Origin of the sequence: Nocardioides eburneiflavus (assembly GCF_004785795.1) — a bacterium.
GTDB classification, from domain to species: Bacteria; Actinomycetota; Actinomycetes; order Propionibacteriales; family Nocardioidaceae; genus Nocardioides; species Nocardioides eburneiflavus.
Genome location: NZ_SRRO01000001.1, coordinates 1,670,052 through 1,694,817 on the forward strand (window position 1 = coordinate 1,670,052; position 24,766 = coordinate 1,694,817).

Below are 24,766 nucleotides of genomic sequence, written 5' to 3' on the forward strand. Positions count from 1 at the left end.
ACCCCACGGTGCTCCTGCCTCGCGACGTGGGACACCCCCGAAGAGGCGGGGTCTCGATACGCCGCTCGTTCCTCGCGGGCTACTCGACCAGCGAGAGGTCGATCCTCGGCCAGCGGCGGCCTCGGGTCTCGTGACGGGACTTCGTCCCTCCTCGACCAGCGGGAGGTCCCTCCTCGACCAGCGCGGCCGGTGGGCGCGCGTGCCCGAAATCGGGGCAGCGCGCAGCCCTGGAGGAGCCCTACTCTCGACGGGGGCCTACGCGAGGAATGGGGTGGACGAGCAGCCGGAACTCAACCTGCACGTGCTCGGCGAGCTCACGGCCACGCGCAACGGCGCGGTCGTGGACCTCGGCGGGCGCCGTCAGCGCGCCGTGCTGGCTGCGCTGGCGATGCAGCGTGACCAGGTGGTGCCGGCCGACCGGCTCGTCGACTGTGTGTGGGGCGACCACCCGCCGGCCAACGCGACCGGGGCGCTGCAGGCGTACGTCAGCCACCTGCGCCGTCGGCTCGAGCCCGACGCGACCGCCCGGCAGCGCGGGGGCGTGATCGCCCGGGCCGGGCCCGGCTACGTGCTGCGGCTTCCGACCGCCGCCGTCGACGCGTGGGCCTTCGAGGCGGCGGTCGAGGCGGCCGCGGGCCAGGCGCCGGGGGACGCGGTCTGCACGCTGGAGACGGCGCTGCGGACGTGGCGCGGTCCGGCGTACGCCGACTATGCGGGGGAGGCGTGGGCGGAGGTCGAGGCCGCTCGGCTCACCGAGCTGCGCGGGCTCGCACGGGAGCGGCTGCTCGCGACGCGTCTCGAGCTCGGCGAGGCGCCGCTCGTCATCGGCGACCTGGAGGCGCTTGTCAAGGAGGACCCGCTGCGCGAGGAGCGCTGGCGGCTCCTGACCCTCGCGCTCTACCGGGCGCACCGCCAGGCCGCGGCGCTGGCGGCGCTGCGCCGGGCGCGCGAGGTGCTCGCCGAGGAGCTGGGCGTGGACCCCGGTCCGGCTCTGCGCGCGCTCGAGGCGGAGGTGCTGGCCCAGTCGCCGGACCTCGACGGGCCGCGGCCCGCACCGACCACGCGACCGGCGACGCTGGTCCCACGTCCCCGCACCCCCGACGGGCTGGTGGACCGCGACCGCGAGCTGGCGCTCCTGCGCACCAGGCTCGACGAGCTGGTCGAGGGGACCTCCGGCTGCCTGCTGTTCGAGGGCCCCGCCGGCATCGGCAAGACCCGCCTCCTCGAGGAGGTCCGCAAGCTCGCCGTCGCCGCCGGCGTGTGGGTGCGGTCGGCGCGCAGCAGCGCACTGGAGCAGGACTTCGCGTGGGGCGTGGTGCGCCAGCTGTTCGGCGCGGGCGCCGAGGAGGCGCTGGCCCACGACGAGCGCTTCGCCGTGCTCCGCGGGCTCTGCGAGCTGACGACGCAGCTCGCCGAGGAGGCGCCGTTCGTGCTCTGCGTCGACGACGTCCAGCGGTGCGACGAGGCGTCGCTGCAGTTCCTCGCCTACCTGGTCCGGCGGCTCGAGGGGCTCCCGGTGCTGGTGGTCCTGGCGATGCGCACCGGCGAGCCGCACCACGCCGACGACCTCGCCGAGCTGGTCGCCGACGAGACGGTGACCGTCGTACGCCCCGCGCCGCTCACCGAGGAGGGCACCGCCGCGCTGGTGACCGACCGGCTCGGTCGCGGCGCCGACGCCTTCGTGACGACCTGCCACCGGATGACGTCGGGCAACCCGCTGCTCCTGCGCCAGCTGCTGCGCGCCCTCGCCGACCAGGGCGTCCCGCCCGACGCGGCGCACGTCGACACCGTCCGGGCGGTGGGTTCGCGGGCGATCGCCTCTCTCGTCACGCTCCGCCTGCGCCGGATGCCCGCTGGCGCCACCACGGTCGCGCGCGCGGTCGCGATGCTCGGGCCGACGGCCGACCTGCTGAGCGTCTCCGACCTCGCGCAGCTCCCGGAGGAGGACGTCGCGGCCGCCCTCGACCTCCTGGCCCGCAGCGAGATCCTCGTCGACGGCCACCCGCTCGACTTCGTGAACCCGCTGGTGCGCGACGCCATCCACGCCGACGTCCCCGCGGGGGAGCGCGCCCTGCTCGTCGAGCGGCTGAACCGACGGCTCAAGTCATCCTCAAGTCGCGCCGACCACGCTGGCGCGCAGAGACAGTGAGGTGCTGACGTGCCCGACCCGGCCCCCCTCCCGACCGCTGACGCCGAGGCGCTGCGCGGGCTGGCCGGTGGTGCCGTCCACCTGCCGGGCGACCCCCTCTACGACGAGGCGCGGATGCCGTGGAACCTCCAGGTCGACGAGCACCCGGCCGCGGTCGCCTACCCGGCCGACCCGCATGAGGTCGCCCGGATCGTCCGCGCGGCCGCGGCGGCCGGGCTCCGGGTGGCGCCGCAGGGCACCGGCCACGGGGCGCCGCCGCTCGCGGGCCGGCTCGGGGACGCCGTGCTCCTGCGCACCTCCGCGATGACCGGGCTCAGCGTCGACGCCGCCAGCCGTACGGCGCGTGCCGACGCGGGCGTGCTGTGGAGCGACGTCGTCACCCGGGCCGGCAAGGTCGGCCTGGCCGGGATGCACATGTCGAGCCCGGGTGTGGGGGTGGTCGGCTCGTCGCTCGGCGGGGGAGTGAGCTGGTACGCCCGGCAGCACGGCCTGCAGTGCAGCGCGATCACCGCCGTCGAGCTGGTGCTCGCCGACGGCACCTCCGTCCTGGCCACCGAGGACCACGACGCCGACCTGCTCTGGGCGGCCCGCGGCGGAAGCGGCGGCTTCGGGGTGGTCACGTCCCTCGAGTTCGACCTGCTGCCGGTGCGCACGGCGTACGCCGGGATGCTCGCGTGGGACTGGACCCACGCCCGGCGGGTGCTCACCGCCTGGGGCGAGTGGTCCGCGGACGCACCCGAGGCGGTGACGAGCGTGGCCCGGATCTTCCGGGTGCCCGTCAGCGAGTGGCTGCCCGCGCAGCTGAGCGGTCGGGACCTGGTCGTGATCGACGCGGTCGCGCTCGGCGACGCCGAGGCGGGTTCTCGCTCCATCGCCGGACTGCGCGCGTTGAAGCCCGAGATCGACACCTTCACGCAGATGTCCGCGCCGGACATCGCCCACCTGCAGCTCGACCCCCAGGAGCCCACCGCGGTCTATGCCAACAGCGTCCTCGTCCACGGCCTGCCGGCGGACGCGGTCGACGCCCTGGTCGACGCGGCCGGCCCCGGGTCGGGCAGCAACCTGCTGTTCGTCGAGCTGCGCCAGCTCGGCGGCGCGCTGGCGCGGCCCTCGCCCCGCGCCGGCGCGATGGACCACCTCGACGGCTCCTTCCTCGTGCTCGGCGTCGGCCTCGACGTGGGCACCGGCTGGAGCGCCGTACGCGCCGACGCGCTGCGGATCCTCGACTCGCTCGCGCCGTGGACCTCCAGCGCGGCGTACCTCTCGATGGCCTACGAGGCCGCCGCGCGGCGCGGCTGGTCGGCGGAGTCGTACGACCGGTTGTTGCGGATCCGTCGTGCGGCGGACCCTCAGGGACTGTTTGTGGGGCCGCAAGCGCCCTCGGACGACTGATTCAGCGGTCAGACTCAAGTCGGTTTCAAGTCGGCCGCAAGCCCGCGGGTGCACCTTCGTCTGGTCAACGACGACCACACGGAGGAAAGCATGACCATCGCACTGACCAGCGCCGCAGCCGTACCGTTCGCGGAGCTGGACGCACTCACGATCGGCACCGTCGCGGTGCCCGGCGACAAGAGGTACGACGCCCTCGTCTCGCCGTGGAACCTCGCCGTCCCGGTCCGGCCCGCGGCCGTCCTCGCGGCGCACGACGCCTGGGACGTCGTCGAGGCCGTGCAGTTCGCGGCCCGCCACGGCATCCGCGTCACCCCGCAGGCCACCGGCCACGGCCCCATGGCCGACCTCACCACCGAGCTGCTGGTCACCACCAAGGAGCTCGACGAGGTCGTCATCCACCCCGAGGAGGGCTGGGCCCGCGCCGGAGCCGGCGTGAAGTGGCTGAAGGTCGTGGAGGCCGCCGCGCCGTACGGCCTGGCGCCGCTCTCGGGCTCGATCACCGACGTGGGCATCGTGGGCTACACCACCGGCGGCGGGCTCGGGCCGATGGCCCGCACCTACGGCCTCGCCATCGACCGGGTGCGCGCCATCGAGGTCGTCACCGGCGACGGCGTGCTCCGGCGGGCCACGCCGACCGAGCACCCGGACCTCTTCTTCGCCCTGCGCGGCGCCAAGGGGATGCTCGGGATCGTCACGGCGATCGAGTTCGACCTGGTGCAGCAGCCGCGGTTCTACGGCGGCTCGCTGTGGTTCGACGGCGCGGACGCCCCCGCCGTCATCGAGGCGTGGCGCGCGTGGTCGGCCGAGCTGCCCGAGGAGGGCACCACGTCCTTCGCGCTGTTCCAGCTGCCCGACATGGACGGGGTGCCGCCGATGCTCGCCGGCCGGCTGACGCTGTCGGTGCGCTACGTGTGGACCGGGTCTGCCGAGGAGGGCGAGCAGTGGTTCGCCGCGATGCGGGCGGCCGCGCCCGTCATCCTCGACGACGTGGCCGACAAGCCCTACACGGCGATCGACTCGGTGCACACCGACCCGCTCGACCCGACCCCGGCCTTCGAGGCGGCCGACGTGCTGGCCGACTTCCCGGCCGAGGCGGCCGACGCGCTGCTCGCGCTGACCGGCCCGGGGGTCGCGTCGCCGCAGATCCTGGTGGAGGTGCGCCAGCTCGGCGGTGCGTTCGCTCGGCCGGGTGAGCAGCCGAGTGCGTTCGCCTCGCGCGACGCGGCGTACTCGCTTCTCGTCGTCGGCATCGCCGAGATCCCGGGTGTGGAGGACCACGCCGGCGCGATCCTCGACGCGATGGCGCCCTGGGTGGGGGGCCACCGGCTGCCGAACTTCACCTTCACGCCCGAGGAGTACATGGACGCCTATGACGAGGTGACGCTCGCCCGCCTGCGGCGCACCCGGCGGACGTACGACCCGGACGGCGTGCTGATGATCGGCGGCGTCCTGGCCTGAGCCCCGCGACCCGCGGCCCTCCTGGTTGGTGGGGGCCGCGGGTCGTGGCGCGCCCCGCGGATCTCCTCGTCAGCACGGTGCTCCGGAGGGACCCGAGCGCTTGGGACGGGGGAGAGGCGATGTCCGCCATGTCTAGACGACTACTGCCCCGCTGTCGGTGGCGGTCCATAGCGTCGTCCCTGACGTCCGGTAGCCAGAGATGGCCGAGGCGCGAGGTCGATCGAGCTCGAGTCTGCGGAGATATGGCGATCGGCCGGTGGGCGCGGTGCATGGGGTGCCGCGCCCACCACAGCAAGCACGGAGCCAAGGGGGACGTTGTGGAGTCGTACGACGGTGCTGGGGGCACGAAAGCCGCGCCCGTACGTCGGGCGAAGGTCTACCACCCGATGAGCCACCTCGACCTCGCGAGGATCGACCCCTCGGAGTGGACTCTCGAAGACGTCGGCCCCACCCGGACGTTGGAGGAGATCGAGGCGGAGAGCCGCCGGCCGCCCGCGCGACTGCGACGGCTCGCGAAGGCACCGTGGTGGGCGCTCGAGAGGCAGCTCGCCCGGCGCCGTTCGCTGAGGAAGCGACGCGAACGAGGGTGGACCGACGGCGATCTCTGGAACCTCGACATCCACCTGTGCCGGCACCTGGGGTCGATGCTCGTCGCCCAGGTCGGTGAGATCAGGAACCATCCTCCGGAGCTCGAGCACGGCGAGTGGTGCGCGCAGGTTCGTCGCGCCGGTGATGCGCTCCTGGCCTACGACCCGTACGACGCCGAGCGCGTCGCGGAAGCACGATCGGCGCTGCGTTGGGTCGCTGAGAACTTGGTCGATCTCTGGGACTGAGTCACCGCCAGGGATGCGCATCACGACCAGTGGCGCCGCATCACCGTCGTCGCGGCGAACGGGTCCTCGCCCGATACCGCCGCCACGATGCCTGCGCCCTCCGGCTTCGCAGCCGCGAGCAGTCGGCCCTCGCCGACCCAGGCCTGCCAGCTCCGGAGGTAGTGGCCGGCGCTGGTGGCGTTGCGACCCAGGACGCTCGGGACCGGGTGCCACGCCTCGCCCGTCGCACGGGTGGCTCGGAGTGCCGAGCGCGCGCCGCGACGCGTACGGATGGGGCCGTCCGGGAGCGAGGCGTCGGTGTAGCGGGACACGAGGTAGCGCGGTGCGCCGACCGGTCCGATCGCCTCGTCGAACGCGACCGCGAAGACCTCGGCGTCACCCTCGGTGCCGACGAGCCGGAAGCGGTAGTCCCCGCCGGGGTGAACGTCGACGGTTAGGCCGGACGCGCCCACGCTGGCCAGCCCGGCCGCCGCGAGTCCATCCGCGACGGCAGCGGCCACTGCCTCCAGCGGCGGGACTCCCGTCGTCAGGGCGAGCTGCGAGCGCACCCACTGCGTGAGGGTTTCGGCGTGGCGACGACCGGTGACAGCGGCGTGGCCGAGAGTGGCCAGCGCGCCGACCGCGCCGGCCACCAGGGCCCACTCGCCCGTGACGAGAGATGCGCCGCTGACGCCCGCCGTCCCCGCGGCCAGCGCCAGAGGCGTACTCCAGCTCGTGGCCGGCGGCGGTTCTTCGGTCGTCATCCCGTCTGTCGTCAGTCGCCAGGACGGTGGGACGGGAGCGAGCGAGACGACCTCGTCCACCCGCTCGACGGCGGACCAGGTGGCGGGCCGCACGCGCAGCGACGCCAGGGTGACGTCCTGGTACGTCTCGCCGACCGCCCACGCGTCGCGGATGGCGTCGCGGTCGGCGGCGGCGACGAGCATCCGGGCGTTGAGCGCGTCGAAGGAAGAGACCGGCGGCGGGGCGTACGGCGAGAAGGACGCGTCGATGTGGGCGACTCCGTCGACGATGTCGCCGTCGGCGTCCACGCCGTGGAAGCCCTGGTGCTTGCGCACCAGCCGGAACCAGTCGTTGTCGCCCTTGAGGTGGGCCTCAGAGACGCACACAACGGTCCAGTTGGTGGCGACCTTGTCGGGCCAGGTCGGGTCGGTGCGCAGGGCCCGGCCGCGCGTCTGGACGACGGCCGTCAGGGTGGTGGCGGTGGTCAGGTCGATGAGCGTGGAGACGCCGCGGGCGTTCCACCCCTCGCCGAGGAGGCCGCGGGTGCCGACGAGGACCTGGGTCCGCCCGGCCTCGAAGAACGCGGTGACGTGGCCGACCCAGGTACGCGAGGTCCATCCGGACGTACAGGTCGAGACGGGGCCGGTTCCCGGCTCGACGACCAGCTTCGACGCCAGGTCGGGGTCGCGGTCGGCGACGAAGGCGACGAGGTCGCGCAGCGTCTCTTCGGACGCGGCGACGACGGAGCCGGTGACCAGCATCGGGTGGAGGACGGCGGTGTCGGGGTCCGTCAGCAGGGCTTCGAGCGCGGCGATCGCGGAGCCGGCCTCGGCGTCGAGGACCCCGTCGAGGGCGACGGGCACGGTCGCGGACGCGCGCTCGTGGTCGCACAGCACCAGCGCCCGGACCCGTTCGCCGATCGCGGTGTGCTCGGCGGCGATGATCTGGGCGGCCGCGCCGGGCTTCGCGTACGACCGCGCCAGCACGCGGTCGACGGTGGAGCGCCCGCGACGTACGCCGCGCCGCGTCCACTGGTAGCCCACCGACGGGAGCGCCGCCTTCACGACGGCGAGGACCTCGGCGTCGCTCGGGTCGTCGGACTCGGCCACGTGGCGGAGCAGCCAGTCGCCGAGGAGCCGTACCCAGTCCTCGGCCGTCGGGTCGTGCCGGTGCTCCTCGCGGAGTCGGGCGCCGACGGGCAGGTCGAGCAGGCCTGCGTGGTGCATGCGCAGGGCGGCGTCGCAGAGGTCGGGCTCCCGCTCGGCGAGCGCCGCCCAGGTGGTCGTGGCTGGGACTGGCTCGACGAACCGGGCGGTGAGCCACTCGTAGAACCCGACCGACCCGAAGCCCGGGGTGGTGAGCAGGGTGGTGAGCTCGGTGAAGCGCACCGCCTCGCTGGTGAGCCAGTCCTCCTCGGTCGGCGTGGGGGTGGTCAGCCAGACGAGCTCGTCGAACGGCGCGAGGTGCCCCTCCTTCACCACCGCAGGGACCGAGACCCGGTAGAGGATGCTGCCGAAGAGCTGGTCGACGAGGGCGCGCTGCTCGCCGGCGAGGCTCTCGGGCGGTGTCGCGGTGAGCGCCAGGACGTGGGCGCGGTCCACGGCCTCGAGCAGCTCGGCGAGCAGCCGCCCCCACACCTCGAGCAGGTGGTGGCACTCGTCGAGGACCAGCACCAGGCGCGGCTCTGCTCGGATCCGGTCGAAGAGGGCGACACCGTTGGGGTGGAGCCGGTCGACGACCGTGGTCGCGTCGACGTCGGTGGCTTCGGAGTCGAAGACGGCCAGGGACTGGTACGTCAGGCAGGTCAGCGGGCTGGCGAGGGACTTGTCGTCGCTCGCATCGAGCCCCATCGCCTGTGCCTCGGCGATCCACTGGGACTGGATGGCGGTGTTGGGGGCCAGTACGACGGCGCGCGTGTCGGGGTGGGCCCGGAGCTCGCCGGCGACGGCCTCGAGACCGACGCGGGTCTTGCCCGCCCCGGGCGGCAGGACGACCCAGGCCCGCGGGTGGTCTGCGTCGTGCCACGCGCCCGCGAGTGCCTCGAGGGCCTCACGCTGGTGGATGCGCAGCGGCGGCACAGCAGGCGCGTCCGGGTCGGGCACCGCTGACCGCCTCCTGGCTCGGGGGAGTCACCTGGCGAGCCACCACGAGCCGCAGGTGTGTCGGTGCATGGTGCCACGCGCCCGGAGGGTCGGGCCTCAGACAGGAAGGTCTCCCGGCGCCATCAGGGCCAGCAGCGGGGTGTCGACGGGTGCGTCGGGGTCGAGGTCGAGGTCGATCGGCGTGTCGGGCGCCGCCGGCCGGGCCTGCGCCAGGTCGATGGGCCACGGCACCCACACGAGTCGGAGGTCGGGGTGGTGCTGGACGAAGGTGTCGTACGCCTGCCGGCACGTGCTGGTGAACTCCGGATCGGACCGGTCCGGGCCGAGGCCGGCGAGCGACCACGCAAACATGTAGAGGGGAAGCACGCCGTCGAAGTCGTACTCCTCCTGCACCTCGTCGAGCAGTCGGTCCACGAGTGGGCGGTCCGTCATCGATCTGTCGTCGCTCATTCAGCCTGGCCCTCCCGTCGAAGGTGGGCTTGGACCTCGATGAGGAAGGCACGTTCGCCGTCTGAAGGCGCGTCGTCGAAACCCATCGCGCTCAGGCGCGCCGCGAGCTCCTCGTCGTCATCCGTCGAGCTCAGCAGCTCATCGACTTCTTGCGGGACCATCGCGGCTCGCTCGGGGGAACGACGAACGAAGTCGGCGACGGCGTCCTTCCGCGTGGCGTACACGTGGTTCCAGTCCTGGTGGAAGTACGCACTGATCAGGTGTTCGAGGTTCTCCATGCCATCTTCCTATCGGGGATACGCAGTCAGAAGTTGCCAGCCGTCTTTGCCATGCGGGATGAGGACTGCCTTGATGCCCGTGCAGGTTGTCAGGTCGCCAGTGTGAGACAGACTGCGGCCGGTCGGTTTGCCGAGGTCGAGGTCGATGACGAAGGCATCCTTGCTTCCGCTCGTCGCCCAATCGCTCAGCGCCTCATGTTTCCTGGTGATGGCCTCGGCGATCAGTCGTTCAGCGCTTGCCTCGTCAGCGAAGGTCGAGACCCGCTTCTTGCTCTCGCTCACGATGCGCGCCTGCATCTCATCAACCGTCTTCCCGACGTGCTGCGCCAGCGTGTGACCAGGAGGCACCTCGTGCGCTCGCAGCCATCCCCTTTGAGAGACGTCGTCCAGCGAGGACCTACCCCAACCCAGCGGCGGGACCGCTTCCCCACGCTCATCCCTCACCGGCAGCCCGAGGAACCGGTCGAAGCCCTCGCGAGCCCGCGCGAGCCGGTCCTCCGCCGCACGCATCCGCGACGCGGCCGCCCCAGCGACGGCCCGCAGCGAGACGAGGAGGGCATGGAAGCGCGGCGCCTGCGCGCGGATGCGGGCGAGGGCCGCGGCCGCCTTGACCCCGCCGCCGAAGCCACCGGTGATGCCCGCGACGATCGCGGTGAGGGCGACCTCCTCGACGACCAGCTGCCCGATCTCGGTGAGCAGGGCGCGGGTGCGGTCGCGGGTGTCCTCGACGGCGGTCGCGTAGTCGTCGCACGCGTCGGCGAGGGCGAGGAGCTGGTCGGCGGTATCCTCGACGAGTGTCCGCAGCTCGGCGATCGCGGCAAGGGCGAGCGGGATCTCCGGTGAGAGCTGGCGATCCAGCAGGCCGGCGACGACGTCGAGGTGAGCGGTGAGGTCGGCGACCGAGCCGCTCGTACGCCGCCAGCTCGCGGCCGCGTCGCGGATGAGGCCGACGTCGGCTCCGGGCCACACGAACCCCTCGACCTGGTCGAGGATCCACTCGTAGATGTCGCCCAGCCCGGGCTCGACCGAGCCACCCAGGCTGGACGGTGGTGGCTCGGGGGAGACGCGGACGAACGAGTCCTCGTCGAGACCGCCGCCGGTGTACGCGTTGGTCCTCAGGCCGGCCGCCCCGACGGCAGAAGCCTCGGCGCGCTCGTGGGCGCGACCGCTCGCGTCGACGAGCCGCCCGAGCCCGATCAGCGCGTGGGTCAGGTCGGTGAGAGCGGCCACCGCCTCGCGTGCGGCAGGGTCGTACGCCCCGGCGAAGCCGCGGCTGGTGGCGTCGTCGCCCGCCATGCCGGCGCACGCGCCCAGCTTGCCGGCCAGCGACTCGGTGGACAGGGCGGCGATCTGGTTGGCGGTCCGGCACACGACCGCCGCCTCGGCGTAGCCGCCGCACTCCACGCTGATCCGCACGCGTCCACCTTGGGAGACCCGACGCCGTCGCCGACACCCCGTCAGCCGGATCTGTGGACAACGAGGACGCCGCCGGCGTCGGTCACAGGTAGCGCCGGACCCCGGACCGGTAGGCGTCGTACTCGTCGCCGAACCGGTCCGCCAGCCACTGTTCCTCGCGGAGCACCCAGCGGTGCACGAGGGCCGCGCTGATCGGGACGGTGGCGAGCATCCAGCCGTTGCGCGTCGCGCCGGCGAGACCGAGGTGGATCGTGGTGAAGCCGACGTACAGCGGGTTGCGGGAGCGGCCGTGCACCCCTGTCGTGACGAGGGCGGCGGGGTCCTCCAGCGAGCCCGGGCCGCGCTCGCGCCATGCGACCGAGACCACGAGGACGCCGCTGGCCAGGCACGCGAGGCCGAGCGGACGCGCCGGTGCCGGCAGCCGCAGCGGACGCACCCGCTGGGCCAGCAGCCCCACCGCCACGCCGCCGATCGTGTCGCCGGGGAGCGGGATGCTGTCCACGACCGGAGCGAGTCGCGACCACGCGGTCATGCCGCACCCGCTGGCACCCGCGCCTCGCGGCGGGCCTGCCAGCCACCGACGTACCGGCACAGCATCAGGCCGGAGCTGACGAGGTAGAACGTGTGCAGCACCCAGATCGGTCCCGGCGGCAGCGCGAAGACGTAGACCGAGTGGACAGCGTTGCCGAGGTTGGCCAGGGCGATGTTGGAGAAGCTGTAGGACGACAGGTCGCGCGTCCGGAACGCCTTGTGGAGCATCGGCAGGACGCTGCCGACGAAGACGATCGTGGAGATCGTCCCCGCGAGCATCGGCAGCGTCGTGTCCATGTGCCGACGCTAGGACGGCGCCAGCCGGTCGGCATCGGCCGGAACACGCATTCCGCACGCCGGCCCGATGGGACGGACCACCCACGTCACACCACCCACGTCACACCACCCAGGTCACACCACCCAGGTCACACCACCCAGGTCACACCAGGTCGTGCTCGAAGGCGTACGCCGCGGCCGCGGTGCGCGAGGCGACGTCGAGCTTGGTGAAGATGTTGGACAGGTGCCGGGCGACGGTCTTCTCGCTCAGCACCAGCTCGGCCGCGACCTGGGGGTTGCTGCGCCCCGAGGCGACCAGGCGGAGCACCTCGACCTCCCGGGCGGTCAGGCCGCCGGGGAGTGAGGCAGGTGCCAGCAGGGACGAGGCGAGGTCGGCCATCGGCGCCGCACCGACCTGCCGGAACGCCGCGCGGGCGGCGGCCAGCTCTCGCTGGGCGGAGGACGTGTCGCCGAGGGCGAGCAGGCAGCGCCCGACGAGCAGCCTCGTGACGGCGGCGTCGTACGGCGAGGACGACTGCGTCCAGAGCTGGTGCGCCTTGCGGAGGTAGGGCAGCGCGCCCGCCGCATCGCCGGCGGCGAGCTCGACGGCCCCGTGGGCCAGGGCGGCGGCCGCGGAGAGGACGACCGCCCCGACCGCAGACGCCAGTGACTCCAGCTCGAGGGCCAGGGGCCGCGCGCGCTCGACCTCGCCCGACGCCAGCAGCACCTCGACGGACCCCGGCAGGGTCCGGCACCGCTCCACCGGTCCGGCCGGCGAGGCCAGCAGCCGGTCGACGGCCGCGACCGACGCCGCGGACCGACCCTGGGCCTGCCACAGCAGCGCCAGCCCCGGCTGCGGGTCGACGCCGAGGTCGGCGGCGCGCTGGTAGGCCGCGTCGGCGCCGGCGAGGTCGCCGCGCAGCCGCAGCACGTCGCCGGTCTCGAGGGCGGTGAGGCCGATGGCAGGCGTGGAGCCCAGCGCGACGTAGCGCTCGGCGGCCAGCGACCACTCCCGCAACGCGTCGTCCCACGCACCGCGCAGCCGCATCAGCTGGCCGCGGTGCACCGCGCACTGGCCGGTGAAGGCCAGCAGCCCCGGCTGTGCGTCGCACCAGCGCTCGAGGGCGGCGGTCCACTCGGCGACCCGGCCGACGTCGCTGACCTCCTGGGCGCCCTCGATGGCGGTGCAGTAGACGTGCCCGGCCATCACGGGGGACAGCTCGCCGGCCACGACCCGGACCATGGCGTCGTCGAGCTGCGCCAGTCCCTCGGCGAAGCGCCCGGACATGATCGACAGCCGCCCCCGTGCGCACGTGCCCATCGCGGTCAGGTCGGCGTCGTGGAAGCGGCGTCCGGTGTCGTACGCCTCGTGGACCAGGCGTTCGGCCTCCACGAGGTCGCCCTCGCCGAGGGCGCGGAACATCAGGAGGAACGCCAGCCAGCCGCGCTCCACGCAGTCCGCACCGATGTCGTCGACCAGCTCGGCCGCCCGGGCGGCCCAGCCGCCGGCGAGGGCGTGCTCGCCGTGCTCGGCCAGGTCCATCGAGAGCCGCACCGCACACCCCGCCGCGGCGTGCAGGTCGCCCGCCGCCTCGTGCGCGCGGAAGGCGCGCTGCCGGACGGCGACCACCTCGTCGTGCGTCCCGACCAGCCCGACGGCCGCCGCGAAGCACTCGAGCTCGGCGGCGCTGAGGGCGTCGGGCCCGGTGCGGGACCACGCGTCGTACGCGGCCTGCCAGTCGCCGCGTGCGTAGTGGTCAGCGGCCGTGTCCACGGTGTCGAGGGTACGTCGGTTCAGGCGGCCGTGGGCAGGCCCGAGGTGGCCTTCGCCAGCTTGCGGGAACGGGCGGTGATCCGGTCGGCGACGTACGCCGCGTCGCGACCGACGCCGGGCAGGACCATCGAGCTGAACGCGTACTGGAAGCACAGCCCGCAGAAGAACAAGCCGGGAGCGTCCGGGGACACCCCGCGCATCTCCCGCGGCCAGCCGTCGTCGCCGATCACCGGCAGGTGGATCCAGTCGAAGACCTGCCGGAAGCCGGTCGCCCACACCACGGTCGAGACCTCTCGCGGCGTGCCGTCGACGACGGGCAGGCCGTCGCGGACCTCCTCGACCCGGCTGGTGACCCTCTCGACGCCGCGCTCGAGCAGGTCCCGACGCTTCACCCGCAGCATCGGCCCGCCGTGGTGGCGGAGCTCCTCCATCAGCTTGGCGCGCATCGGGCTGCGCCGGGTCAGCACGTGCTTCCAGGCGAAGAGCAGGACGGGGAACAGCATCCGGAACGCCGGGGACCCGAGCCTGGGCGGGATCTCGCCGCAGTCGCGACCGGCGAGGATCGTCGGGTGCGTCTCGGCCAGCTCGTAGGCGATGTCGGTGCCGGAGTGGCTGGCGCCGACGACCAGCACCGGCCCGTCGTTGACCTGGCTGGGACGGCGGTACTCGCTGGAGTGCAGCTGGAGGATGGCGGGGTCGAGCTCGGCCGCGACCCCGGGGACCGAGCCGGTACGGCCGAAGGTGCCGGTGCACACCACGACGTTGCGGCAGGTCCAGCGGCCGCGGTCGGTGGTGACGACGTATCCCTCGCCCCCGTCGGCAGCGGGGTCGAGGGCCTGCACCCGCGTCTCCAGGCGGACCGGGAGGGCGAAGGTACGGGCGTACGACTCGAGGTAGTCGCCCACGGCGTCCTTGCCGGGGAAGGTCCAGCGTTCGGCGGGGAACGGCAGGCCGGGCAGCCCGTCGACGTGGGCGGGGGAGTAGAGCCTCAGGCTGTCCCACTGCCGGCGCCAGTGGTCGCCGACCCGCGCGGACGCGTCGAGGACCACGAACGGGATCCCTCGCTGCCGGAGGAAGTAGCCGGTCGCCAGGCCGGCCTGGCCCGCGCCGATGATCACGGTGTCGATGTCGGTGTCGTTGGTGTCCATGCGCTCACTGTCACGCGACGCGTACGCCGCTCGCGTCGGGCGCGATGCCCATGTCGCGTGACGCGGGCGTGGGTGGATGCACCCACGGGCGAGGATGACTGGCGACCGGGACCGGTCGACGTCAGCCCACGCGGCGCGCGAGCCGTACGACGGCGTCGGCCACCTGCGGTCCGAACATCACCGCGTCGTTGTGGCCGGCGCCCTCGAGGACGACCCGTTCGACGAGCACCGGCACGCCGTCTGCGACCCGCTCGCTGAGCTCGGTCGGGACGATGTCGTCGCGGTCGCCGTGGACCACGGTGACCGGTACGTCGCTCGACGCCAGCGGTTCGAGCACGGGGAACCGGTCGCGGAGCAGCGCGCGCACGGGCAGCCACGGGTAGTGGTGGCGGCCGACGTCGGCGAGCTCGGTGAAGGGTGACCGCAGCACGATCCCGGCCGGGCGGTGCCGCTGCTGGAGGCCGGCGACCACGCCGGTCCCGAGCGACTCGCCGAGGAAGATCGTGCGGTCGAGGGAATGGCCGAGGTCGACCAGCGCACGTACGGCCGCGTCGGCGTCCGCGGCGAGCCCGTCCTCGCTGGGGCTGCCGGGGTTGCCGCCGTAGCGGCGGTAGTCCATGACCAGCACCGCGAACCCTCGCTCGCCGAGCTCGCGGGCGAGGTCGGCCCGCCCTGCGCGGTTGCCACCGTTGCCCGGTGCCATCAGGACGGCCAGGCCGGTGTCGCGCGCGGCGTCGGCAGGCAGGTACCACGCGCCCAGCTCGAGCCCGTCCGCCGTCTCCAGCGTCACGTCTCGGGCGCCCGGGAGCGCGTCGCCTGCGGGGGGTACGTCGCTCGCGTCGGGGAAGTAGATCAGCTGCCGTTGCAGGCCCCAGACGGCCGCGAGGCCGATGCCGACGAGGACCACCACGACCACCAGCACCACGACGAGCCTCCTGCTGCGGGACCGCACCACGCTTCATCGTGGCACGGGCGGTTCGTGGCATCAGCCCGACCGAAGGCCGAAGGCCCCTTGCCGGACGGCCACCGGCGGAGGATGGTGGACGGATGAAGGCAGAGGTGGGCGACCGCCTGGTCGTCGAGAGCAACAGGGTCGACGCGGCCCCCAGGCAGGGGGAGATCGTCGAGGTGCGCGGGGCGGACGGCGGGCCGCCGTACGTCGTGACGTGGAGCGACGGCCACGAGGGGCTGGTCTACCCCGGCGCCGACGCGCACGTCGTACCCGGTCAGCACTGACGCGCCCGACCACGAGCACGCCCGGTGCGGCGCGACCGTACCGGGGCTCCCGAGCGCCCCGGTGCATCCACGGGTAGGTCTCAGCGGGAGGCGAACCAGGGACGATGCAGGTCGTAGAACTGCGCGTCGGCCATGACGTACTCGAGGTCGGAGCGCACCTCGGGCGGCGGCTCGAGCTGCTCCCCGTGCCGGGCGGCCTCCTCGCTGGTGAACGCGACCGTCTCGGTGAAGGTGCCGTCGGGCTCGATGGCGAGGGTGCCGCCGATGATCTCGGGCCGCATCTGGTGCAGGGAGTCGGTGTCGGTGGTCATCATCGACCTGAGCCGCTCGACGTCGTCGACCCTGCCCCGGATGACCTGGACGAAGCCCGCGCTGTCGGACCCGCCGTCCATCAGGAGCGTGACGTCGTCGCAGTCGTGGAACTCGACGGGCCCGTCGAAGAGCTCCATCATGCGGGCGGCCCACGCGTCCTGCTCGGGCCGGCCGGAGTTGGCCATCGCGGACTCCCGCGAATCGAATCGGACGACACCCACGAACATGTCGTCGTCGGTGAACCCGTAGGTCCCTCCGAGCCAGCCCGGTGCTCCGGAGCCGAGCTCGTTGCGCCACGTGTCCAGGTGCTCGTGGAGCTCCTGCTGGCGCGTGCACTTGCCTTGGATGATCTGGATGAACACGCTGCCCCTCCTCGGTGTGGTCACCCACCTCTCGGGGGTCGGGGGGTGGGAGGGCAGTCCTCGAATCTACGCCCGTCCGGGGATCGCGGACAGAGGCGGCCGAGGCGTCTAGACCGCTCCGACCCGCGGCCGCGCGCGACTGTCGGTGGTCGTCCCTAGAGTCGTCGTCGTGGGGATCGCGGGGGCGATCCGGTCAGGGGTCGACGGCATGGGTGACGGGCTGGAGCGTCGGTGGGACGACGCGGTGGAGACGGCGTGGCGGGAGTTCCGCCAGCGGCTGGCGGACCGGCTCGCCGAGCTCGAGGGTGGGGGCCACGTCATCGTGGACACCGACCCCGACGACCCGGCAGCGGCGTGGTGCCAGGTCGTCGTCGCGGACGGCGTCCTCCTCGTGGAGGCGATGCGCGACGGCGGGACGGAGCTCTCGGAGGAGCTCGAGGCGCGCGAGGTCGACCGCGCGGCCGTGATGGTGGTCGACGCGCTGCGCGGGGCCTACGGCGTGCTGCACCCCGTCCTCCTCGACGCCGGCGGCCTCGAGCGCGACGGGGCCGTACGCCCGCTGCCGCCCGAGCCGCCGCGAGGGGACGAGCCGGACCTGGAGGCGGCGGTCCAGCCGTCGTCGGTCGAGGAGGTGCGCGCCCTCGTCGACCTGGCGGTGGCCGACGCCTACGACGAGGCGCCGCAGTGGGACGACGACGGCGACCTCCCGCTGCCCACCGAGGACCGACTCGTCTGGGTCCTGGTGCACAAGGAGGCCCCGCGCGTGCTGCTCTCGTGCCTCCTCGTCGATGACGTGGCGGACGAGCAGGCCGCGCTGGCGGAGGTCAACCGGCTCAACCGCAGCGAGCTCGGCCTCACCTTCTTCCTCGCCGACCAGCGGATCAGCGTCACCCGCGAGCTCGGTCTCGGCGTGGCGGTGCCGTCCGCCGTGCGCGGCGAGATCATGCGGCTGCTCTCGCAGGTCGACGGCTGGGCGCGCGACCTCGGCGAGCACGTGCGCACCGCGCCCGAGCCCGCGCGCGAGCGCACGGGCAGCCGGTTCGAGACGGCGTACGCCGTGATGGCCGAGCTCGAGCGGGAGGAGCGCGGGTCGGTCGGGCCGGCCACGATGGTGCGGATCTTCGGCAACGACACCGGCCTGCTCCTCAAGGCCGTCCGCATCACCGAGAGGCGCCGTCGCGAGGCGCGTACGCGGACCCGCGAGGCCCACGTCCAGGGGCAGCGGACCCGGGAGAAGGCCGCCCGCGCACGCCACGACTACCTCCGCGACCTCACGTCCCGGATGCGGGCGGGGCTGCGGCTGATGGTCGACGCGCCTGTGCGCAAGGTGCAGCTCGACCAGCTCGCGCTGTTCGACGAGGACGAGGCGGGGACGACCCGGTGACCGCGTTCGGCGGACGGGTGGCCGTTCTCGGTGATGGGGTGGCCCCATGCCGCGCCTGATCCCGGAGAGCCCGACCTTCACCACGACGTCCGAGCAGGCGGTCTGGGAGCGGCTGCGGATGAGCCTCGCCGACGACGACGTACTCATCGCCAACCTCCGGCTCACCGACGAGCGCAAGGACCACGAGGTCGACCTCGTCGTCCTCATGCCCGACATCGGCATCGTCACCGTGGAGGTCAAGGGCGGCAGCGTGTGGTGGGACGACGGCTGGCGGATCATGCGCCGGGGCCACGAGGCGACGATCCACCCCGTCGACCAGGCCCGCGACGCCAAGTACGCGCTCCGCGGCTACGTCGAGCGCGACGAGCGGTGGGGCAGTCGCACCCGGGTCGGGTGGTCGCACGCCGTCGTGACCCCCTACTCCGAGTTCGGGTCTGACTTCGCGCTGCCCGACCTGCCGCGCTGGGCCCTGCACGACAAGCACGACCAGGACCACCTGGTCGGCCGGATCCGCCAGACCGCACAGCGGATGACGCACGGGCAGCGGGTCGCGACCCTCGACGACGTCGACGAGATCGCCGAGATCCTGACCGGCCGGCTGCCCACCACGTACGACGTCCGCGCGGAGGCCGACCAGCGCGCCGACGTCGCCGACCGGCTCACCCTCGAGCAGGCCACGATCCTGCGCGTCACCCGGCTCCTCCACCGCGTCGAGGTGCGGGGCGGCGCCGGCAGCGGCAAGACCGTCCTCGCGCTCCAGCAGGCCAAGGAGCTCACCCGCGGCGGGCAGGACCGCAAGCCGCAGCGGGTGGCGCTGCTCTGCTACTCCATCGGGCTCGCCGAGCACCTCAGGCGCGAGGTCGCGACGTGGCCGCGCAACCACCGGCCTGCGTTCGTCGGCACCTTCCACGCCTTCGGCAAGCAGTGGGGAGCGCCCGACGGCGACCGCACCGACAGCGACTTCTGGGAGGAGCGGCTCCCTGCCGAGATGGCCGAGCTGGCGACCGCGCTGCCCGACGGCAAGAAGTACGACGCGGTGATCGTCGACGAGGCGCAGGACTTCGCCGACTCCTGGTGGACGCCCGTGCTGCGTGCGCTGCGCGACGAGGAGGAGGGCGGGCTCTACGTCTACTCCGACGAGAACCAGCGGATCTTCGCCCGCTTCGGCCGCCCGCCGGTCGCGCTCGTCCCGCTCGTGCTCGACCACAACCTCCGCAACACCCGCCAGATCCACGAGTCGTTCGGTCCGCTGGCGCCGAGCCGGATGTACTCCCGCGGCGGCGACGGCCCCGCCGTACGCTTCCTCGACGTCGCCGGCGACGACCCGCTCGACGTCGCCGACGACGAGGTCGACCGCCTGCTCGACAACGGCTGGGACCCGCAGCACGTCGCGCTCCTGACGACCGGGCACCGGCACCCCATCCAGGTCGAGCGCACCGACTTCCACGACCAGAACGGCTACTGGCGCACCTACTGGGACGACGACGTCTTCTACGGCCACGTCCTCGGGTGCAAGGGCCTCGAGCGCCGTGCGGTCGTGCTCTGCCTCAACGAGGACGGTTCCCGCGACCGCGCGCGCGAGCGGCTCTACGTCGGGATGTCCCGTGCCACCGACGAGCTGGTCGTCGTGGGCGACCCCGCGACCGTACGCCGGGTGGCCGGCGACGACGTGGCGCGGAGGCTCGGCATCGGCTGAGCGCCGACTGGTCACTCGGCCTCACCGCATGTCGAACACCAGCCGCGCGGGCACCTCGCCGGCCAGTACCTCCTCGAAGCACGCGTTGACGTCGTCGAGCCTCCGGCTCTCGGTGACGACGCGGGTGAGCCCGCGGGCGTGCAGGTCGAAGCAGGCGGCGAGGTCGTTGCGGGTGCCGACCAGTGAGCCGATGATCGAGATGCCCTTGAGCACGGTCTCGAAGACCGGCAGCTCGAGGCGGTTGTCGGCGGGCAGCCCGACCAGGACCAGTCGGCCGTTGGGGTTGAGGGCGGCGTGCGCGGCGCGCATCGCGGCCGGCGACGGCACCGTCACGAGGGCGATGTCGACGCCGCCGATCGCGGCGAGCTGCGCGGCCTGGTCACCGCGCGCGTCGATCACGTGGTCGGCGCCGAGGTCCTTGGCCAGCTGGAGCTTGTCGTCGTGCACGTCGACGGCGACGGTGCGCGTGCCGAAGATGCGGGCGTACTGGAGCCCGAGGTGCCCGAGGCCGCCGATGCCCACGACCATGCAGGTCTCGTCGGGCTTGGGGTCGGCGACCTTGAGCGCCTTGTAGGTCGTCACGCCCGCGCAGGTCAGCGGCGAGGCGTCCATCGGGTCGACACCCTCCGGGACGGGTACGACGTGGCTGGCCCACGCGACGGCGTGCTCGGCGTAGCTGCCGTCCATCGTGTAGCCCATGTAGGCCGGACTGGTGCAGTAGGTCTCCCAGCCGTCGACGCAGTAGCGGCAGTGGCCGCACGCCTGGCCGAGCCACGGCAGGGCGACGCGGTCGCCGACCGCGACGGGCAGGTCGCCGTCGCCGACGGCCTCGACGATGCCGACGCCCTCGTGCCCGGGCACGAGCTGGTCCTTGGGCTTGACCGGCCACTCGCCGCGTGCCGCGTGGATGTCGGTGTGGCACAGCCCGCAGGTCTCGATGCGGACCAGCACCTGGCCGGGACCGGGCGTGGGTACGGGAACGTCGCGGATCTCCAGCGGTGCTCCGAGGGTGGGGACGACGGCAGCCTTCATGGGGTGCTCCTCAGTGGTGGGCGCGGCGCGACCTGCGCCGAGGGAGCGCGATCGCTCCACCTCGAGGGTCGTCGCGTCGCCCGGTCACCGGCAGGGGCGATGGGACCCCGGGGTGCGGGGCGAAGGTCCTGTGACGTCGAGGACCGGCCCCCGGAGCTGCCTGCGGTGGTGTCCTGCGGTGCCGTGACGACCAGCTGCTCCGGGAGCGTGAGTGAAGACTTTCCCTCACTCACCCACGCCGCCCTCCATCGGAATCGGACCCCTGTGGGAGTGGTCTCGAGGATCGCTGCGCTCGCGCCTCAACCACCGAGCGACTCGAGGTCCACGACCACATCTGCGGAGTCCCGGGTGGAGGTGATCAGGTGGGCGTTCGGTTGGTCGACCTCCTCCACCCACGCCCGCGCAGCCTCGGGAGACTTGCCGAACTCCTCGTGCCGCCGCACCAACCGCGCGCGGCGCACGTCGTCGTCGACCTGCACGAACCAGGTCTCGGCCAGCCGCGGGCGTACGCGCTCCCAGCCGCCGCCGGGCAGCAGCAGGTAGTTGCCCTCGGTCACCACCAGCCGCGCGGACGCGGGGATCGCGATCGCGGCGGCGATCGGCTGCTCGAGGTCGCGCTCGAAGCCTGGTGAGTAGAGCGTGCGGTCGGGCTCGTCGTGCAGTCGCTGGAGGGCCGCGACGTAGCCGTCGACGTCGAACGTCTGCGGCGCACCCTTGCGGTCGCGGAGCCCGAGCCGGTCGAGCTGGACGTCGGCGAGGTGGAAGCCGTCCATCGGCAGGTGGGCGACGACCTCCTCGCCGAGCTCGGAGCGCAGCCCCGCGAGCAGCTGCGTCGTCAACGTGGACTTCCCCGCCCCCGGTGGTCCGGTGATGCCGAGCACCACCCGGCCGGGCCGGTCGAGGAGCGAGACGGCTCGCTCGACCAACGCGTGCGAAGCCCCCGGAGCGTCCATGGCGCGAGAGTAGGGGCGGCTGTCACCGGATGCCGACGACATCGGCGGGGATGGGACGGATGTCGCCGCGGGTGGCGAGGTGCACGACCGCGCACGGCACGCCGGCGCGGCGCGCGGAGGCGTACAGGCTCCTCGCCCACGCGCGGTCGGTCTCGGTGATCGTGCTGCGCCCGGGCCGGGACCGGAGGAACGCGACGTGGAGCCCCGGTGCCACGTCGCGGTCGAGCATGAGCAGGATCTCGGCGAGCCCCTCCACGTGCGCGGCGTCGGGCGGGTCCTCGCACTCCGAGATCTCGGTCAGCTGCGGCAGCGGACGGTCGCCAACGACGAGCATCATCCAGACGCTGTGACCGCCGAAGCTCCACGGCCCCATGAGTGTGCGCCACGCGTCCTCCACCTGGGTCTGGGTCGTCAGGACTGGTTCGAACATGGCGCCGAGCCTGCCGGCGTCGACCGCTCCTGGCGAACGCCTCTCCACAGGGCGGCGGGTTCTCCACAGATCCGCATCGGCGGCTTGTGGCGGTCGTCGGTCCCGGCCTTGGGTGGGGACATGTCTCGGAAACTGACTCCCGGCTTTCGCCGGCACCCGCGCGTCGCCGACCGGATGACGTCGGCCCACATCGACCTCGTGCAGCAGTCCCTCGCCGCCGAGCGGTCCGGCAACGCGGCCCGCGCCCTCGAGCTGCACACCTCGGTGCCGGCGCTCGACCTGCGCAGCCGGCACAACCTGCTGCTGGCCCAGCTCGCGTCGCTCGGCGAGGACCTCCCCGACTGGGTGTGGGCGCGCTGGATCGCCTACCAGGCCATTCGCTGCGAGGACCCGGGCACGGAGACGGGGACGATGCAGCGGCTGGCGCTGAAGCACGTCCTCGAGACCTTCCACCACGACCAGCTCGCCGACTGCCACGCCGACGGAGGTGACCCGATCAGGGTGGTTGCCTGGGTGGCGTCGGAGTCGTGGCTCTTCCACCAGCTCTTGGTCCACGAGCTCGGCGGGCTCGACCGCTTCGTGGACGAGCTCGCGACGGGCCGTCTCGCGGAGCACGCCGCGCTGGCCCGGTCGTGGGTGGGAGCTCCGTTGAGTGGCCACCTCGTCGGGCCGGCCCTGCCCGGCGGGCGCCTGTGCGTCGAGGACCTGGCCGCCGGTTCGTGGACTGAGGTGCTCGACCTCGGCGCGCGGTCCCACGCAGGTGACTCGGGATGGGTCCTCGGGCGCCTGGTGCCCAGCGGGGTCGACGACCTGTTGATGTTCGACACCCCGCCCATCGCCGTACCCGAGCGCGTGGCACGCGACGTGGCCGAGGCACAACCCTGGACCGTGGTGACGGAGGCCCTCAACGAGGGCAGGCTCGTCGAGCGTCACTTCATGCGCGCCGACCACGAGCTGGTCACCGACGTGCCCAGCATCGACCTGCTCCGGGTCGGGACGCCGCGCGCCGACCTCGAGCGGGTCACCGCCCAGCTGCGTGCCGGTCGTGACGAGATCCCGCGCGCTGCCTTCCGCATCCTGCGACGAGCCGTCGATGGTGCCTTGCCGGACGACGACGCGCCCCACGTCGCGGCCGCGGTCCTCCAGCCTGCTGCGCGCGCCGACGCACGACGACTGCTTGTCCGCGAGGGCCAGCACGACGTGTGGACGAGGTGGGCGGGGCTGGTGCACGAGCCGGCACGTGGGCTCCTCCTCGACTTCGCCGAAGCGGGGCGGGCTGCCGGGTGACCTCAACTCCAGCGGCAATAGTGCTACGAAGTGCTACATTCGACCCCGTGAGGTCGATCAGCCAGCGGGAGCTTCGCAACGACAACGCCGAGATCATCCGCGCGGTCGAGGCGGGGGAGTCCTTCACGGTCACCCGGCGGGGAGTCCCGGTCGCTCGCCTGACTCCGGTGCCCGCGTCGGACCTTCGCCGCGTCAGGCACGCCGCACCGGAGTGTGACGTCACCTCGTTGCCTCGCGTGGCGGCTTCGCAGCCGATGGCGGAGCACCTCGAGGACCTGCGGGGCGATCGTTGAGCCGGTGCTACCTCGACACCTCCGCTGCTGCGAAGCTCGTGGTCGAGGAGGCGGAGTCGGATGCGCTGGCCGACGAGCTCCACCGGATGGCACCGACGCTGGTGGGGTGCCTCCTGCTCGAGACCGAGCTGCGTCGCCTCGTGGCGCGTGAGCCCGCCCTGACCCAGCAGGCCGTGACCCAGCTGCTGCGGGGCGTCGAGCTCTACGAGCTGCCGCCGCCGCTCTTCACCGAGGCGGGCCTCCTGCCAGGGTCCGGCCTGCGGTCGCTCGACTCCCTCCACTTGGCCGCGGCCGTCCGGCTCGAGGTCGAGTCGGTGATCACCTACGACCGGCGGATGGCCGAGGCGGCGACGTCGCTCGGGATGGACGTCCTCGCCCCGGCCTGAGCACCTCGGCGGCGAGCGCTACCGCGTGCCGTAGGTCCGGCTCACGACCTCGTCGAAGATCCGGTCCGGCAGCAGGTCGCGCGAGGTGGTGATCACCCGCGCACCCCGGCCGACGGGGTAGCGCGCGGCGGGCCGCTTCGCGAGCGCGGCCTTGACGATCTTGTCCGCGACCTCCTCGGGCGTGGAGGCACGCGACGGCTCGTCGAAGCGCTCCATCACGCCGTGCGCCTTGCGCGCCCAGGCGGCGTACGCCCCGTCGCCCGAGCGCTCGAGGAGGGAGTCGCGGGCGATCTCGTTCCACTCGGTGCGGATCGGGCCGGGCTCGATGAGGACGACCTGGATGCCGAAGGGGCGCAGCTCCATCCGGAGGCTGTCGCTGAAGCCCTCCACGGCGAACTTGGTCGCGTGGTACCAGGCGCCGAACGGCTCGTAGAACTTCCCGCCGATCGAGGAGATGTTGATGATCCGCCCGGACCGCTGCGCGCGCATGTGTGGCGTGACGAGCTGGACGAGGCGGGCCAGGCCGAACACGTTGACCTCGAACTGGCGGCGGGCCTCGTCGATCGGCACGTCCTCGACCGCGCCGTACGACCCGTAGCCGGCGTTGTTGACCAGGACGTCGATGCGGCCGTCTTCGGCGATGATGCGGTCGATGCCGGCGACCATCGAGGCGTCGTCGGTGACGTCCATCGCGAACGTGCGGACCCCCTCGGCCTCGAGCGCGGACATCCGGTCGACGCGGCGCGCCACGGCGTACACCGTGAAGCCCTTCGCGAGCAGGGCGCGGGCGGTGCTCTCGCCGATTCCGGAGGATCCACCAGTGACGAGGGCGACGGGCTTGCTCATGGAGCGAGCGTAGCCAGCG

24 protein-coding genes are annotated in these 24,766 nt (G+C 73.2%); 10 read left to right on the plus strand and 14 right to left on the minus strand.

All coding sequences use genetic code 11. From position 1 onward, the window contains the following. Window positions 1-271 precede the first annotated feature (271 nt). The 4 genes from EXE59_RS23705 to EXE59_RS07860 all read left to right on the plus strand — a co-directional run bounded on the left by EXE59_RS23705 (window position 272) and on the right by EXE59_RS07860 (window position 5,832). Window positions 272-2,149 carry an ATP-binding protein gene (locus EXE59_RS23705; protein ID WP_210428928.1) on the plus strand — a complete coding sequence of 626 codons (1,878 nt, stop codon included), beginning with the start codon at window positions 272-274 and terminating at the stop codon, window positions 2,147-2,149. A 9-nt stretch (window positions 2,150-2,158) separates the two neighbouring features. Beyond that, window positions 2,159-3,541 (plus strand): FAD-binding oxidoreductase, encoded by a 1,383-nt coding sequence (locus EXE59_RS07850; RefSeq protein ID WP_210428929.1) that lies wholly within the window; start codon window positions 2,159-2,161, stop codon window positions 3,539-3,541. Window positions 3,542-3,631: 90 nt separating this feature from the next. Then, complete coding sequence (locus tag EXE59_RS07855) at window positions 3,632-4,999, plus strand: FAD-binding oxidoreductase (RefSeq protein ID WP_135838406.1); 1,368 nt, start codon at window positions 3,632-3,634, stop codon at window positions 4,997-4,999. 317 nt (window positions 5,000-5,316) lie between these two features. After that, window positions 5,317-5,832: a hypothetical protein gene (locus tag EXE59_RS07860; protein WP_135838407.1), complete on the plus strand. Its 516-nt coding sequence runs from the start codon at window positions 5,317-5,319 to the stop codon at window positions 5,830-5,832. A gap of 20 nt (window positions 5,833-5,852) precedes the next feature. On the opposite strand, the gene EXE59_RS07865 is transcribed toward EXE59_RS07860, so the two are convergent. The 9 genes from EXE59_RS07865 to EXE59_RS07905 all read right to left on the minus strand — a co-directional run bounded on the left by EXE59_RS07865 (window position 5,853) and on the right by EXE59_RS07905 (window position 15,485). After that, window positions 5,853-8,657 (minus strand): DEAD/DEAH box helicase, encoded by a 2,805-nt coding sequence (locus EXE59_RS07865; protein WP_246056602.1) that lies wholly within the window; start codon window positions 8,655-8,657, stop codon window positions 5,853-5,855. Window positions 8,658-8,753: 96 nt separating this feature from the next. Then, on the minus strand, window positions 8,754-9,107 hold the full coding sequence (locus EXE59_RS07870) for a hypothetical protein (protein WP_135838408.1): 354 nt from the start codon (window positions 9,105-9,107) through the stop codon (window positions 8,754-8,756). Continuing rightward, window positions 9,104-9,385: a contact-dependent growth inhibition system immunity protein gene (locus EXE59_RS07875; RefSeq protein ID WP_135838409.1), complete on the minus strand. Its 282-nt coding sequence runs from the start codon at window positions 9,383-9,385 to the stop codon at window positions 9,104-9,106. Before EXE59_RS07875 ends, EXE59_RS07870 begins: the two co-directional genes overlap by 4 nt. A 9-nt stretch (window positions 9,386-9,394) precedes the next feature. Then, window positions 9,395-10,801, minus strand: coding sequence for an RNase A-like domain-containing protein (locus EXE59_RS07880; RefSeq protein ID WP_135838410.1), 1,407 nt, complete (start codon window positions 10,799-10,801; stop codon window positions 9,395-9,397). 82 nt (window positions 10,802-10,883) lie between these two features. After that, window positions 10,884-11,303 (minus strand): methyltransferase family protein, encoded by a 420-nt coding sequence (locus tag EXE59_RS07885; RefSeq protein WP_168218439.1) that lies wholly within the window; start codon window positions 11,301-11,303, stop codon window positions 10,884-10,886. Between the two features lie 26 nt (window positions 11,304-11,329). Beyond that, the gene (locus EXE59_RS07890) at window positions 11,330-11,629 is read right to left on the minus strand and encodes a hypothetical protein (RefSeq protein ID WP_135838412.1); all 300 of its coding nucleotides are present in this window, start codon (window positions 11,627-11,629) and stop codon (window positions 11,330-11,332) included. Window positions 11,630-11,771: 142 nt separating this feature from the next. Further along, entirely contained in the window at window positions 11,772-13,382 is a 1,611-nt protein-coding gene (locus EXE59_RS07895) for a helix-turn-helix transcriptional regulator (protein WP_246056604.1), read from the minus strand. Window positions 13,383-13,402: 20 nt separating this feature from the next. Then, the gene (locus EXE59_RS07900; RefSeq protein WP_135838413.1) at window positions 13,403-14,530 is read right to left on the minus strand and encodes a flavin-containing monooxygenase; all 1,128 of its coding nucleotides are present in this window, start codon (window positions 14,528-14,530) and stop codon (window positions 13,403-13,405) included. Between the two features lie 121 nt (window positions 14,531-14,651). Continuing rightward, complete coding sequence (locus EXE59_RS07905; RefSeq protein WP_246056605.1) at window positions 14,652-15,485, minus strand: alpha/beta hydrolase; 834 nt, start codon at window positions 15,483-15,485, stop codon at window positions 14,652-14,654. Window positions 15,486-15,577: 92 nt separating this feature from the next. On the opposite strand from EXE59_RS07905, the gene EXE59_RS07910 reads away from it, so the two are divergent. After that, window positions 15,578-15,766, plus strand: a complete 189-nt coding sequence (locus EXE59_RS07910) for a DUF1918 domain-containing protein (protein WP_135838414.1) — start codon at window positions 15,578-15,580, stop codon at window positions 15,764-15,766. An 80-nt stretch (window positions 15,767-15,846) separates the two neighbouring features. Here EXE59_RS07910 and EXE59_RS07915 read toward each other — a convergent pair whose 3' ends face one another. Beyond that, window positions 15,847-16,440, minus strand: a complete 594-nt coding sequence (locus EXE59_RS07915; RefSeq protein WP_135838415.1) for a hypothetical protein — start codon at window positions 16,438-16,440, stop codon at window positions 15,847-15,849. Window positions 16,441-16,609: 169 nt separating this feature from the next. On the opposite strand from EXE59_RS07915, the gene EXE59_RS07920 reads away from it, so the two are divergent. Both EXE59_RS07920 and EXE59_RS07925 read left to right on the plus strand, forming a co-directional pair. Further along, window positions 16,610-17,824, plus strand: a complete 1,215-nt coding sequence (locus EXE59_RS07920) for a T3SS (YopN, CesT) and YbjN peptide-binding chaperone 1 (RefSeq protein WP_135838416.1) — start codon at window positions 16,610-16,612, stop codon at window positions 17,822-17,824. Window positions 17,825-17,870: 46 nt separating this feature from the next. Then, window positions 17,871-19,520: a nuclease-related domain-containing DEAD/DEAH box helicase gene (locus EXE59_RS07925; protein ID WP_135838417.1), complete on the plus strand. Its 1,650-nt coding sequence runs from the start codon at window positions 17,871-17,873 to the stop codon at window positions 19,518-19,520. Window positions 19,521-19,541: 21 nt separating this feature from the next. On the opposite strand, the gene EXE59_RS07930 is transcribed toward EXE59_RS07925, so the two are convergent. The 3 genes from EXE59_RS07930 to EXE59_RS07940 all read right to left on the minus strand — a co-directional run bounded on the left by EXE59_RS07930 (window position 19,542) and on the right by EXE59_RS07940 (window position 21,935). Then, window positions 19,542-20,552: a zinc-dependent alcohol dehydrogenase gene (locus EXE59_RS07930; RefSeq protein WP_135838418.1), complete on the minus strand. Its 1,011-nt coding sequence runs from the start codon at window positions 20,550-20,552 to the stop codon at window positions 19,542-19,544. Window positions 20,553-20,851: 299 nt separating this feature from the next. Then, window positions 20,852-21,505 carry a nucleoside/nucleotide kinase family protein gene (locus tag EXE59_RS07935; RefSeq protein WP_135838419.1) on the minus strand — a complete coding sequence of 218 codons (654 nt, stop codon included), beginning with the start codon at window positions 21,503-21,505 and terminating at the stop codon, window positions 20,852-20,854. Between the two features lie 22 nt (window positions 21,506-21,527). Then, window positions 21,528-21,935 (minus strand): hypothetical protein, encoded by a 408-nt coding sequence (locus tag EXE59_RS07940; RefSeq protein ID WP_135838420.1) that lies wholly within the window; start codon window positions 21,933-21,935, stop codon window positions 21,528-21,530. A gap of 120 nt (window positions 21,936-22,055) precedes the next feature. Between EXE59_RS07940 and EXE59_RS07945 the strand changes: the two genes are divergently transcribed. From EXE59_RS07945 to EXE59_RS07955, 3 genes are read left to right on the plus strand one after another with little or no spacing between them, the layout of a single operon-like run. Then, a complete protein-coding gene (locus EXE59_RS07945) occupies window positions 22,056-23,222 on the plus strand; it encodes a hypothetical protein (protein WP_135838421.1) in 1,167 nt (388 codons plus the stop codon). A gap of 47 nt (window positions 23,223-23,269) precedes the next feature. Next, a complete protein-coding gene (locus EXE59_RS07950) occupies window positions 23,270-23,515 on the plus strand; it encodes a type II toxin-antitoxin system Phd/YefM family antitoxin (protein ID WP_135838422.1) in 246 nt (81 codons plus the stop codon). After that, window positions 23,512-23,901, plus strand: coding sequence for a type II toxin-antitoxin system VapC family toxin (locus EXE59_RS07955; protein ID WP_135838423.1), 390 nt, complete (start codon window positions 23,512-23,514; stop codon window positions 23,899-23,901). The genes EXE59_RS07950 and EXE59_RS07955 overlap by 4 nt, the downstream gene beginning before the upstream one ends. Before the next feature lie 18 nt (window positions 23,902-23,919). On the opposite strand, the gene EXE59_RS07960 is transcribed toward EXE59_RS07955, so the two are convergent. Next, a complete protein-coding gene (locus EXE59_RS07960) occupies window positions 23,920-24,747 on the minus strand; it encodes an oxidoreductase (RefSeq protein WP_135838424.1) in 828 nt (275 codons plus the stop codon). Between the last annotated feature and the right edge of the window lie 19 nt (window positions 24,748-24,766).